10 protein-coding genes are annotated in these 12,992 nt (G+C 35.8%); 5 read left to right on the top strand and 5 right to left on the bottom strand.

All coding sequences use genetic code 11. The annotated features are described in order from the left end of the window. Positions 1-73 precede the first annotated feature (73 nt). Positions 74-493, top strand: coding sequence for a hypothetical protein (locus ACFYKX_RS01330; protein WP_389357309.1), 420 nt, complete (start codon positions 74-76; stop codon positions 491-493). A 99-nt stretch (positions 494-592) separates the two neighbouring features. Next, positions 593-1,972, top strand: coding sequence for a YheC/YheD family protein (locus ACFYKX_RS01325; protein WP_389357307.1), 1,380 nt, complete (start codon positions 593-595; stop codon positions 1,970-1,972). 22 nt (positions 1,973-1,994) lie between these two features. Here the strand turns inward: ACFYKX_RS01325 and ACFYKX_RS01320 are convergent, their stop codons facing one another. The 4 genes from ACFYKX_RS01320 to ACFYKX_RS01305 all read right to left on the bottom strand — a co-directional run bounded on the left by ACFYKX_RS01320 (position 1,995) and on the right by ACFYKX_RS01305 (position 7,173). Then, positions 1,995-2,453 carry a CotY/CotZ family spore coat protein gene (locus ACFYKX_RS01320; RefSeq protein ID WP_389357305.1) on the bottom strand — a complete coding sequence of 153 codons (459 nt, stop codon included), beginning with the start codon at positions 2,451-2,453 and terminating at the stop codon, positions 1,995-1,997. A 104-nt stretch (positions 2,454-2,557) separates the two neighbouring features. Next, a complete protein-coding gene (locus tag ACFYKX_RS01315) occupies positions 2,558-3,775 on the bottom strand; it encodes an ATP-grasp domain-containing protein (protein ID WP_389357303.1) in 1,218 nt (405 codons plus the stop codon). Between the two features lie 279 nt (positions 3,776-4,054). After that, positions 4,055-4,825: a C40 family peptidase gene (locus ACFYKX_RS01310; protein ID WP_389357301.1), complete on the bottom strand. Its 771-nt coding sequence runs from the start codon at positions 4,823-4,825 to the stop codon at positions 4,055-4,057. 389 nt (positions 4,826-5,214) lie between these two features. Next, positions 5,215-7,173 (bottom strand): DUF4910 domain-containing protein, encoded by a 1,959-nt coding sequence (locus ACFYKX_RS01305; RefSeq protein ID WP_389357299.1) that lies wholly within the window; start codon positions 7,171-7,173, stop codon positions 5,215-5,217. Positions 7,174-7,494: 321 nt separating this feature from the next. Between ACFYKX_RS01305 and treP the strand changes: the two genes are divergently transcribed. From treP to treR, 3 genes are all read left to right on the top strand, one after another. Next, positions 7,495-8,931 (top strand): PTS system trehalose-specific EIIBC component, encoded by a 1,437-nt coding sequence (gene treP, locus ACFYKX_RS01300; RefSeq protein WP_389357297.1) that lies wholly within the window; start codon positions 7,495-7,497, stop codon positions 8,929-8,931. A 159-nt stretch (positions 8,932-9,090) separates the two neighbouring features. Next, positions 9,091-10,761: an alpha,alpha-phosphotrehalase gene (gene treC, locus ACFYKX_RS01295; RefSeq protein ID WP_389357295.1), complete on the top strand. Its 1,671-nt coding sequence runs from the start codon at positions 9,091-9,093 to the stop codon at positions 10,759-10,761. Positions 10,762-10,819: 58 nt separating this feature from the next. Continuing rightward, positions 10,820-11,533 (top strand): trehalose operon repressor, encoded by a 714-nt coding sequence (gene treR, locus ACFYKX_RS01290; RefSeq protein ID WP_389357293.1) that lies wholly within the window; start codon positions 10,820-10,822, stop codon positions 11,531-11,533. 243 nt (positions 11,534-11,776) lie between these two features. On the opposite strand, the gene ACFYKX_RS01285 is transcribed toward treR, so the two are convergent. Beyond that, on the bottom strand, positions 11,777-12,670 hold the full coding sequence (locus tag ACFYKX_RS01285; protein ID WP_389357291.1) for a PhzF family phenazine biosynthesis protein: 894 nt from the start codon (positions 12,668-12,670) through the stop codon (positions 11,777-11,779). Between the last annotated feature and the right edge of the window lie 322 nt (positions 12,671-12,992).

The raw sequence follows: 12,992 nt of genomic DNA, 5'->3' as shown, positions 1-12,992 counted from the left end.
TATGGACAAGAGCAGTTACAGTTTTTTCCAGAACACCATAGAATAATGTAAAACTGAAGGGGTGGTGAAATCTGTGGGCCTAGATCACTCATTTGAAGTATTTGTAAACGCATTTGCAAATAATGTGAATGTAAAAATTGAGGATCTTAATTTTGACGTTATGGGAGACTTAACTTATCGTGTAAATGTTTGTGCTGACAGACTTGAGCATTCTACTCTTAATTTAGACTTTTTACCAGAGGATTCGACAATTCCAAGCTTTAGTTTTCATGCAACGAGGATTACTCTAGTTTCTTTTGATCAAGATGGTAAATACTGTGATATTACAGTCGGTGGTGTTGGTGAAGTAGATGGGGTAAGTTATTCTTTTAATGCGACTTTTCGAGATCATGACTATCCATCTAAAATTAGTAGTGTAGAAGATTTTATTATTACTGATTTATTTGACCAAAGTCGTGCAGTTGTATTTAATGAGATTTCTATAAAAGATTGATTACTAGTACTTGTTCAGTAATGGTAAAAGGGCTCACAGAAGGTAGATTCTGAATAATCTTGGCTCATGCGTAATTTAATAGGCTTGGAGGTGAATAGTATGTCCAACGTAAGGGGGCTTTGGAGTCAAAACTTACTAAAAAAGAATAAATACCTCTCAAAATATATGGTTGCTACTGATATATACAATAGGAAGTCACTTTTTCGCTTTCTTAGGCAATACCAAAAAGTCATGATAAAGCCTAGTTTTGGGGAAGGTACAATCTTTGTTCATCGGATAGAGCCAAAAGGTTACTATGAAATAACGACAAACGAAAGCAAACTCCTAGTAAAAGATAAGGAAGAGTTATTTGATGCGCTTAGTAACAGTCTAGAAGAACACAAGAAATATTTAATTCAAGAACAAAGTTTTCATGGAAATGTAATAACTAGGCAGCTTATTACCATTCATAAAAAAGGGTATTTTCCTGGTTGGAAAGTTACTTCGATGTTAAATGAATCTGGAGTATATCAACTATCATTTATTAAGAGAAAGCTATTGGACTATATTTGTATAAAGATCGGAGTTCAAATAGGAAAAGTACTCCCAAAGTGCCAGGCAATTGTAATTGAAGTTGGAGTGGACACAAGAAATACGATAAGAATTCTCGATACGTATCTTCATTATCCAATAAGTAAATGGAGTCAATATAACTCCTTGATATTAATGTCTAAAATTGCTCCGTATTTACCTGATACACAGCTAGCTACCTTCCAGAGTTTCAAACATTTTATTCAATTATATAAACAAGTGATCCTTAAGCCATGTGTTGGCCAGTGGGGACAAGGAGTAGTTCAAGTCACGTTGGATGCAGACTCTTCTTTTGAGGTACATTTTAAAAGGAAAAAAAGTACATTTACAACCCTAAAAGAAACGTATCGTTTTCTAGAGAAAAAGTTTCTTTCTAAAGAGCAGTATCTAGTTCAAAGAAAGATACCCCTTGCTTCTATTAATCAAAATCCATTTGACGTCAGAGTAATCACTCAAAGAACTTCTCATTCGTCACCATGGAACATTACAGGAAAATTAATGAAAGTGGCTAGTACTGGATTTATCATTACAAATGTAGCAAAATCACTCCTAACAATAGATGAAGGCATTCCGCTCTCCTCTCTACAAGGAAAATCTATCACTTCTATCCAAGACGAACTCAATCAATTATGTATCAAAACTTCCATTCAGTTAGCAAAAGTATACAAATCCATCTACATTTTAGGTTATGACATTGGAATAAATGACCAAGGAGAGTTATTTATTATAGAGGTAAACTTTGTACCAGATATCTCCATGTTTCATCAGTTAGAAGATAAAAAGATGTATCAAGAAATATTAAGATATAGCCAAAAATTCAAAAAAGCTTCTTCTCAAGATATTCATTCAATAAAAGGAAAAATGGGAGGATTAATAACAAAAATAAAAAACGCCCTAAAATGGTTTTAGGGCTTTAAGGGTATTGTTATTCTTACCATTTTGGCTCGACAATGATCTTTCTTCTAAGTAAATCAAGATCAAGGGGTTGAATTCCACATACACAAGATAGATCTACATGAACACACGTAGTTGTCCTCTTTAACTTTATTACCTTACAAATTGATGTTGCATCTCGCCCTTCAATATCTAAAGGTTGCAGCAAGGAAATAACCGCACAACAGGAATCTTTATCAACACTTTCCACTCTAAAATAATTTGTGGAAAAGCACACTTCCTTACCCGTGTCAGGGTTCACGTACGAACCAGTTAAGGTAAATAGTCCATCCTTTGTTAAAAAGAAAAAGGGAATGGTATCAACACCTATTAGTTTGGGAAGTAATTTTCCAAAGTATTTAGTTGAGGAATTTGAAAGGTAGTCTTGTAGTGATTTCAACTCTAAAAGGGCTTCGCATAAACAATCCTTGCTAAATGTTTCACTACGCTTTTCCATTTTTTCTCCTCCCTCCTATCTGTCCATTTACTATTATGATATAGGAACAATGGAAGGAGCGTGCAAAGCAATGTGAAAATTAAGCTTGGACTATTCACCCAATTTTAGGTTGAATCGATAAAGAATTTTATCTCCATTGCAGCTGATTTAGCATTATCTTTTGCTTCATCAAGTGTATCTCCGACAGCTACTATACACCCATAACGATTCCCCATAGTTCTCGGTGTACTTATAATCGCACCGCTCTGGGGTTTGATATACACATACTTGACCCCTTTATGGTCTAAAGCAGAGGATTCTCCGGTTATCTCAAGTAATTTGCCATAAGTGTTCACCGTTAAAAATTTTGCATGTACATACTGGTTTACTTTCGGTTCAATCTTCGGTTCTTCTCCAAGATGTAATTTTAAAATTTCCTTAACAAGATTGATATCTGTCCCCTCGATTATAATCTTGTTCATCACCCCTCCAGCCATCCTTGGATTAACTTCAACAAGCTTCCATTGACCATCTGTGTTTCGCATTTCTAGATGACATGCACCATCCTTCAGGTTCAACTTCTCTGCGATAGAAATAATTGATTCACGAAGAGCTTTGTAATCTTCATCTTTTAAGTCAGCTGGATAAGAATATCCTGTAATAATAAATTCGTTTTCCTTGCTAAATTCTTGTTCTACGACGCCAGCTATTTTCACTTCCCCTTTATAGACCATAACTTCGATTAAGTACTGAGGGCCGTTTAGATATTCTTCAATTAATAAGGAGGTTTCTGGATATTTTTTGGCTAATTCCTTTATAGTGCTGCGAAGTTGCAATCTTGTTTTAGCTAACATTACATCCCTTGAACCATGTGAAATAGGAGGTTTAACAATAAGGGGAAGCCTATCTTTATACCTTTTCACAAACTCTTTCTTCGAACTACCATCTTTGTAAACGGTATAAAAAGGAGAGACGGAAGAATCCTTTAACACTTCTCGAAATTTAAGTTTATCTTCCATTAACTTAAGAGAATTTATTGAAAGTCTATTAAGCCCCAGCTCTTCCGCTATTGAAGCTGCGAATGAAACATATGGATCTATAAAGCTTAAACACGCAGAAATTTGTTTTCCAGATGAAGTTAATACAGCAAGACTGGATAGGATTTGATCTTTCTCTAAAAGTTGTTTCTTATAGATAAGACAATCTACCTCTGGGAAGTCACTATCTTTATAGGAAGATTTTTCGGTGAATAATGTAACGTAATACCCCATTTCCTTAGCACACAGTAAAGCTTCTCGACTGGTCCCTGACTTATAACTTCCTATAAATACAATCGTATTCATACCGATCATTCCTTAAATAATGGGTTCTTAACATACACTATGTGAAAGTTATATTCGTGCTACTTTGTTCTTTCTATATGGCTCTTTTCGTAAACTTTGTTGCTATTAGATAATTTAAACTATTTTTGAACGGATATAGTGCTGTTTTCCTTTTTAAGGAGAAATATGCCACGAAACAGCTTAGAATCCGTGTTAGAGACCATTTACAAATAGCAAAAAACAGCCTTATATAAAGAAAAAAACCGATTTCTATGTAAATCGGCTTTTTCTACAAAGTTATTAAAATGTAGTTTTTGCTCCTAAATAACGGGGCTTCCAATAAGAGTTATTCATATCAGTAATGGTAACGCCTTTGGATGAGCTCGAATGAATAAATTTATTGTTCCCTAAGTAGATTCCCGCATGAGATGGGCCAGCTTTGTAGGTTGTAAAGAACACGATGTCCCCTACTTTTGGTGAGGAAACAGATTTAGTTGCCTTCCAAATGTCAGCTACCGTTCTTGGGATTGAAATTCCAGCTCTGTTAAACACATATTGTAAGTATCCACTACAATCAAAGCCTGAAGGAGTGCTGCCTCCCCAAACATAAGGAACACCAATGTATTTATTTGCTTCTGCGATTAATACATCCACCTTAGAGATCGTAGATGTAGCTACTCCAGTTGTATTAGATGTGGGTTGTGTTAGCTTCAGAACTTGACCAGCATAAATAGTATTAGAGTTTAAGTTATTAATAGATTTTAATTGTGTTACTGTAAGATTATTTTTAGCTGCAACTGACCACAGAGTGTCTCCACTTTTAACTGTATACGTCGATCCATGTGAGTGCGGAGCCAATAATGAAAGCTTTTGTCCTGCGTAAATCGTGGAACTTGTAAGCTTATTCCATACCATTAATTCATTAACTGTTATGTTATTTGCAGTTGAAATTCTCCATAGTGTATCTCCTGCTTTAACCTCGTATGTATTTTCATGTGCACTAGCTTGTCCATTAAACGTTGTGAAAAGTAATCCTGCTGTTAGTGCAGCTGTAAGTAGCTGTTTCCTCATGATGATCACTCCTGATGTTTTGTTGGTACTCTCATAGTATTCTCAAATCTATGAATATGGTATCTCTAAAACTTGGAGCAAAAGGTAATACTATACAGGATTGGGTTATTTTTAAGGTGCTTACAAATAAGTCCTAATTACATAACAAATATGTTACAACGAGAGCTCTGTAATTATCTGAATTTTTCAGACATTATTACAGGAGTGTTACAATTATGTATTTCAACTGGTAATATCTTGTGCCCTGAGTAAAATCTTACCATTGAACTAGAGATATATTACCTTCTATTACAAGAATGAATATGTTGTTACAAAGTTCCTCAATCACATGAAAAAAGAGCCTAAAAAAGGCCCCATTCGAAGTAGTTTCATATAAATCTCTGAAAAAACTAAGCAAATTTAATTAATCTCAGATCCAAACAGAGCTTCATTAGTTTTTTCGTATACTCTTCAAAATACATACCTGTTTCATACTTGGTCAATGTAAGGATTTCATCCAATGAGCGTTTTCCGTCCATCCAGTAGAACAAATGATCAGCATAACCCATTGGAACTTTTGTCTCAAAATCCTGTAGCCACTCTAGTCTTTCCTCAGAGGGTAAAGCCTTTATCTCATCAGTAATCCTTATGGGACCCTTAAGTAATCTTACATATATTTCATTTTGCCAGTCATCCATTGATGAATTTGGTGGTGGATTCACTGTTTTCACAAGAGATACTTCTTTTTCAACCATCTCATGAGTAAAATCAATCTGTTTCTTTAACATCTTTTCAAACCATTGAATATGGTCTGTAAGTTTATTAAACTCTCTTACTATCGAATATTTTTTTAATTCCTCGAGAGCTAAACTTTCATAGTTTGTAAATAATGTTAGAGCATCCATCGCTTCTTCTTTAGAAAAGTTTTGCTTTAGAATCCAATCCTTTGCTTCTAAAAGCTGATGGATACTTTGATTGGACATGCTTCTTAAGAATAGAATCCAGTCATCCTCATTTCCATTTGCTAATCCATAGGCATAAAGGGATGTAATTACACCTACTAACTTCATCATATCTTCACTAAGATTATTAGTTGTATCAGTCGTTGTATGATAGTTTCGGTCAGGCCATTGAATCAACATCGGACAAGGAATTCCGATAGTAGGGTCTGAAATAATATAGTGATCGCTGCCTCCAGAAAATCTTGTTTTTACATATTGGACGGTACTATATTCTGTTGTCCCAGAAAAGTTCTTTGTATTGGCTGCAAGTTCTTCAACTAGCTTGTAAGTATATCGGTCAACAAATGTAGGATTTGCTAACGGAGGTTGCTCGATACAAAGTGGACCTCCCCCTTTTGATTGATCTGCTCCAACCATGTCTAGGTTTAATGCAGCAAAAGTATACGGAATTCGGTCAGGGTGCTGTTCAAAATAAGCAGCTGTTCCCGTCATTTCTGGCATCATTAAGAATCTAATTCCAAGTTCAGGAGTTGGTAGTTTACCACTTTTAATTAACTTTGTTAAACTACGCATGACTTCCATTAATGTTCCTGGACCTGAAGCGTTATCCTGCCCACCGGGATAAGGATGACACAAATGACTTACCAGTAAGATTTCTTCCTTTTTAACACCAGGGATGAAAAACTCGATATTCTCATAAGATCCCTCATAAAGCTTTGTATTCACCTTAGCAGAAACTTGAATAATTTGATCCTTTGCAAGGCTTCTAATTTCTTCACTAATTCTCGGGGAAACAACAAAACCAAATGACTTTTGCTCTTGCTCCTTATGCCACCAGTATGACGTATATTGTCTTGCATCGGGAAAATCTAGCCTCGTTCTGATCGGTGGATATTCATTTAGGTTATCAAAAACCAAGCCAATGGCTCCGAATTTTTCAACAGCTAAAGAATGAACCACCATAGGATTTCCCCTAACTAATGCCATTTTTCCTTTTAAGTCTACCCCTTTATAACTATCTTCATCTTCAGCATTGTCAATTATAACAAGTTCTGTGGCGATACCATCTTCTGGTGTGCAAATACTTCGTTGTATAAGAGAAATCTCCTCTTCTTCAAATCGTGCAATTCTCTTTCGATATGGTTCCTCAATCCACAATTCTGCTGATTCGCAGCTCCATTCTTTAAAGGAATGATGTGAGATAAAACGATTTCCAAATGTTGCGGGATAGGAGACCAACTCAGCTTTTACCCCATCCCTTTCTAGTAACTTCATGACTTCATTTGCCGCATTGCGATATCCAGGTGAAGCCTGGATACGATGATATTGAGCAATTCTTTCTGCATATCTAAATGCTTGCTTACCTGATATTTCCTCTGTTAAAAGCTTTTTCCACTCTTGAAACATCAAATGATCCCCCCTCTTGTTTAAACTATATATTTCGATATCCTAAAGAAATACCCTTCATCAAGAAGCTCTTCGTATAAGAAAAAATGTTTTAAAATATTTTCAACCCCATTGACAAACTTGTATATACAAGTTAAAATGAAAACGCAAACAGAACTTGTATATACATGTCGTGATGAAATAGAGAAACATACATGATAGATAATAGGAGTTTTACAAACTTATATGTAAAAAAATCCAAAGATAAATTGATTCATGTATATGTTTCAAAAAATGTAAAACGATAAATATATGGATTTCCATTCGTTAGGAGGAAAAATGATGAGTCAGTATACAGATTCAGCTAAAGAATTGCTTGAACACATCGGCGGTAAAGAAAACATTGCTGCTGTAACGCATTGTGCTACGAGAATGCGCTTTGTGTTGAATGATCCAAGCAAAGCAAATAAAGAAAAGATTGAGGCCATTAAACTAGTAAAAGGAACCTTTACACAAGCTGGACAGTTCCAAGTTATCATTGGAAATGAAGTTGCAACTTTTTATAACGAGTTTACAAAGATGGCTGGAGTACAAGAAACAACTAAAGACGATGCTAAAGTTGCCGCAAAGCAAAATATGAACTTTTTACAAAGGCTCATTGCCCACCTGGCAGATATCTTTACTCCATTAATTCCAGCACTTGTCGTTGGGGGTCTTATTCTAGGTTTTAGAAATGTAATCGGTGACATTAAGATGCTTGAAGATGGAACAAAATCACTTATTGAAGTATCTCAATTTTGGGCGGGAGCACATGCTTTCCTTTGGCTAATTGGTGAAGCGATATTCCACTTCTTACCTGTTGGGATTACGTGGGCAGTGGCTAGAAAGATGGGAACAACCCCAATTCTAGGTATTGTCTTAGGGATTACGTTGGTATCTCCTCAACTACTTAATGCTTATGGTGTTGCTGGTGCTGAAGAAATACCCGTTTGGGACTTTGGCTTTGCACAAATCGACATGATTGGTTATCAAGCTCAAGTTATCCCAGCAATTTTAGCAGGGTTTGTATTAGCTTATCTAGAAAGATGGCTACGTAAGGTTGTTCCAAATTCCATTTCAATGATTGTTGTACCTTTCTTTGCTTTAGTTCCAACTGTCCTAATCGCACATACAGTACTAGGTCCAATCGGCTGGCAAATTGGTTCATTTATTTCTGATGTCGTGTACTCCGGGTTAACTTCAGCATTCGGATGGATTTTTGCGGCAATCTTTGGTTTCGCATATGCTCCGCTTGTTATTACTGGATTACACCACATGACAAATGCCATTGATCTTCAACTTATGAGTGAACTAGGTGGAACAAACCTTTGGCCGATGATTGCTTTATCAAATATCGCACAAGGATCTGCCGTTCTTTCAATGATTTATATTAATAGGAAAAATGAAGAAGAGAAACAAGTATCAGTTCCTGCAACCATTTCATGTTATTTAGGTGTTACAGAACCAGCAATGTTTGGGATTAACTTAAAATACGGATTCCCATTCTTAGCTGCAATGCTAGGTTCAATGGCTGCTGCTGTAATCTCCGTTGCAAGCGGAGTAATGGCGAACTCTATCGGTGTCGGAGGACTTCCTGGAATCCTTTCTATCCAACCACAACACATGTTGACATTTGCAATAGCGATGTTAGTAGCAATCGTTGTTCCATTCCTACTTACAATCGTCTTTTCAAAAACGAATATGGGTAGAAACGCTTTCAAGAGATTTGGTGCTCGATAATTAGGCGGAAAGCGCCTGACATACGATTCAAAATGATAAAAAGAGGGAGATAGCTCCCTCTTTTTACAATTAAATGAAATGATATTCTTTTGAATGGTAGAAAATAATGAAGTGAACGAACTAAAATTAATTCATGAATGAAAACAGGTGGTGCTTAATATGTCTAGCCCTTGGTGGAAGAAATCTGTAGTATATCAAATTTATCCGAAAAGTTTTAATGACACGACTGGAAATGGTGTCGGTGACCTACAAGGAATTATTAACAAATTAGATTACTTAAAAAAGCTCGGGGTCGATGTCGTTTGGTTAACCCCTATATACAAGTCCCCTCAGCGAGATAATGGATATGATATTAGTGATTACTTTTCGATTCATGAAGAATACGGAACGATGGAAGACTTTGATCTCTTACTAAAAGAAGCGCATAATCGCGATATGAAAATCATTATGGATATAGTGGTTAATCATACATCTACTGAACATGAATGGTTTTATAAGTCAATGGGGTCTAAAGAAGATAATCCATACCGGGACTTTTACATATGGAAAAAAGGGAAAGATGGGAAGGCTCCAACTAATTGGGAATCCAAATTTGGTGGATCTGCATGGGAATACGACGAAACAACTGGAGAGTACTACTTGCATTTATTTGATGTTACTCAGGCTGACCTTAACTGGGAAAACGAAGAAGTACGAAATACAGTCTATCATATGATGAATTTCTGGTTAGACAAAGGTGTAGATGGATTTAGACTTGATGTAATCAACTTGATATCAAAGGATCAGAGCTTTACTGACGATCCAACTGGGGATGGTCGTAAATACTATACCGATGGGCCACGTATACATGAATATTTACAAGAAATGAACAAAGAAGTATTTTCAAAGTACGATATTCTGACTGTCGGTGAAATGTCATCTACGACTATCGATAGCTGTATTAAGTACTCAAATCCTGAGCGGAATGAGTTGAGTATGACGTTTAATTTTCACCATTTGAAAGTCGATTATCCAAACGGTGATAAATGGACGAAAGCGGACTTTGATTTTCAATCATTAAAAAGTATTTTATCTACATGGCAGGTTGAAATGAACAAAGGCGGTGGTTGGAATGCCTTGTTTTGGTGCAACCACGATCAACCACGTATTGTTTCACGGCTTGGGAATGATGAAAACTACCATAAAGAATCAGCAAAAATGCTAGCAACTACGATTCATACGATGCAAGGTACCCCATACATCTACCAAGGTGAAGAATTTGGAATGACCAATCCTAAATTTAGCCGTATCGACGAGTATCGAGATGTAGAGTCTTTAAATATTTTTAGAATTAAGAAAGAACAAGGGATGAGCGAAGAAGAAATTCTTGAGATCCTGAAGCAGAAATCTAGAGATAACGCTAGAACACCAGTCCAATGGAGTTCAAATGAACATGGAGGATTTACAACGGGTACCCCATGGATAGGTGTTGCCTCCAACTATAAGGACATCAATGCAGAGAACGCCATGAATGATAAGGATTCCATCTTCTACTTCTATCAAAAGCTTATACAACTAAGAAAAGAACATGATATAATTACGAATGGAGATTTTCAATTAATTCTTGAGGATCATGATACAATTTTTTCATATATCAGAAATAGTGATAATGAAAAATTGTTAGTGATTAATAATTTCTATGGGAAGGAAACTACCTTCCACTTCCCTTCCGTTGTTGACGTGGACGGGTTAACAGGAGAAATTTTAATTTCTAACTATCAAGATTCGCCAGCGGATTTTAAAAATATTGCCTTAAGACCTTATGAATCGATTGTTTATCTGTTGAAATAAGGATTATGGGCACTATATAAGCGCTCTTAACTTTTAATTAATAAATGGGGATTTTCTTATGATAAACAAGTATTTAACGATCTATAACGAAATAGTTGAACAAATAGAAGCGGGAATTCTAGAGCCTAACTCCCTTCTACCTTCTGAAAATGACCTTAAGGATCGTTATAATACTTCAAGAGAAACGATAAGAAAAGCGCTGAACCTTCTTTCTCAAAAAGGCTATATTCAAAAAATAAGAGGAAAAGGATCCGTTGTCATCGATATAGACAAGTTTGATTTCCCAGTTTCAGGATTAGTTAGTTTTAAAGAGCTTGCACAAAAAATGGGGAATAAGCCAAAAACAGTTGTAAATGAACTTTCGCTCATAACACCTGACCAAGAAATTAAGCAACAGCTAAACTTAGCAAAAAAGGACCTTGTATGGAAGGTAGTACGAACTCGGGTCATTAACGGTAAGAAAATCATCTTAGATAAAGATTACTTCAATAAAAAGCTTGTTCCGGAATTAACAATCGAAATATGTGAGAATTCTATATATGAGTATCTTGAGGATGAACTTGGTTTAAAAATTAGTTTTGCTAAGAAAGAAATAACCGTTGAACAACCTACAGAAGAAGATAAAAATCTCTTGGATTTAGAGGGATTTCAGACCATCGTCATTATTAAGAACTATGTTTATTTAGATGATGCAACGCTTTTTCAATACACTGAATCTAGACATAGACCTGACAAATTTAAGTTTGTAGATTTTGCACGAAGAACACACTAAATGAAGAAGCCGGCTACCCTTGGGTTAGCCGGCTTTTAGTTACTACTTTTTACACTTTTTCAGATTTTAAGGTATTAAAGTAGCTTATTAGTTCCCGTTTTTTCTATTTTTTCAGGAATCAGTGTACTAACATAATCTATTAGTTACCATTTTTTAAATATATCTTAAAAATTTGTGTTAACACTACATATTAGTAACCTTTTTTATGTTATTCATTAGATATCAGGCATCAAAATGGTTCAATTAAAACCGCATCTTGCCTGATAATGTCCGTACCGCTTTCCCCCCGACACTTACAACAGGTCCTTCCTCACCTTTTTCAACAAAAATATCTAAAAAGCCTGGTCTTCCCATTGTGTGGCCTTGGGCAATTTTATAATGCTCATCAACTAGAATCTCTTCCAATGCGAAATACCCTGCCAAAGCCCCGTTAGCTGAACCGGTTACAGGGTCTTCCGCTATTCCTACTGCAGGTGCAAAATCCCTTGTATACACCTTACATGTATCATCTTGACTATCAAAAGTGAAAAGATGAGTGGTGCTAATGCCTGCCTTCTGATTATGCTCTTTCAAGTCATCGATTTTCGGGATAGCAGCATCAATTGCTGGTCGACTTTTAACCGGAATTAGGAGATGCCAGTTCCCCGTATATCCAAGTTTAATAGGATATTTACTATCAATATCTGCCACGTCCACTCCTACCATACGAGAAATATCTTCTAGATGATCGGTAAATTCCTTCACTTTAGGAGCTACTTGCGTCATTACTACAGAAGATAACTTCCCTTCCTCCTTTTTCAGCCATTTTACAGGAACCAAGCCGATGTTCGTCTCAAGTAATACTTGCTTTGCTTTATTAGACCAATCAAACTCTGTTGCCAATATCCAAGATAGACCTACCGTTGCATGTCCACAAAAATCAATCTCACTGCTCGGGGTGAAGTATCGAATTCGAAAATCAGCTTGCTCACTAGAATTATTAAAAATAAAAGCTGTCTCAGATAGGTTTATTTCTCTAGCTATATGTTGCATTTCCTCATCTGTTAAGCCATCAGCATTTGGGACAACGCCTGCTGCATTTCCTCCAAACGGACGATCCGTGAATGCATCTACATAAAATACTTGTACTTCCTTCATACAATCTCTCCCTTTTCTCTAAAACTATTTTCATAGTGGGTTTATAAAGCTTTGTAATTGATAAACTATGTAGTATATCTTAAGGCTCTTTTCGTGAACATTGTTGATATAAAATACTTGAATCGGTTTTATACGGATTATCGTGCTGTTTCTTTATTCATAAGAATAGATGCCTCGAAGCAGTAGTTAAGATAATATACGTACAGCAACTATCTATGCGAAAACAGCCTATCTTCAACTCACAAAAAAATTTTACTCGCATAACAAAAATTATAAATGATAAAGTTTTTAAATGTGTTAGTGATATTATATAATATAGAAA

It is taken from the genome of Cytobacillus spartinae (assembly GCF_042865285.1).
Lineage (GTDB): Bacteria > Bacillota > Bacilli > Bacillales > Cytobacillaceae > Robertmurraya_A > Robertmurraya_A spartinae.
Note: the sequence above shows the minus strand (reverse complement) of the source record. Positions and strands in the feature narration are given on the sequence as shown.

What these genes read in the sequence shown, in the direction of transcription:
- ACFYKX_RS01325 (WP_389357307.1), top strand. Translation starts at nt 593, where the DNA reads ATGTCCAACGTAAGGGGGCTTTGGAGTCAAAACTTACTAAAAAAGAAT.
- treC (WP_389357295.1), top strand. Translation starts at nt 9,091, where the DNA reads ATGTCTAGCCCTTGGTGGAAGAAATCTGTAGTATATCAAATTTATCCG.
- treP (WP_389357297.1), top strand. Translation starts at nt 7,495, where the DNA reads ATGAGTCAGTATACAGATTCAGCTAAAGAATTGCTTGAACACATCGGC.
- ACFYKX_RS01305 (WP_389357299.1), bottom strand. Translation starts at nt 7,173, where the DNA reads ATGTTTCAAGAGTGGAAAAAGCTTTTAACAGAGGAAATATCAGGTAAG.
- treR (WP_389357293.1), top strand. Translation starts at nt 10,820, where the DNA reads ATGATAAACAAGTATTTAACGATCTATAACGAAATAGTTGAACAAATA.
- ACFYKX_RS01310 (WP_389357301.1), bottom strand. Translation starts at nt 4,825, where the DNA reads ATGAGGAAACAGCTACTTACAGCTGCACTAACAGCAGGATTACTTTTC.
- ACFYKX_RS01315 (WP_389357303.1), bottom strand. Translation starts at nt 3,775, where the DNA reads ATGAATACGATTGTATTTATAGGAAGTTATAAGTCAGGGACCAGTCGA.
- ACFYKX_RS01320 (WP_389357305.1), bottom strand. Translation starts at nt 2,453, where the DNA reads ATGGAAAAGCGTAGTGAAACATTTAGCAAGGATTGTTTATGCGAAGCC.
- ACFYKX_RS01285 (WP_389357291.1), bottom strand. Translation starts at nt 12,670, where the DNA reads ATGAAGGAAGTACAAGTATTTTATGTAGATGCATTCACGGATCGTCCG.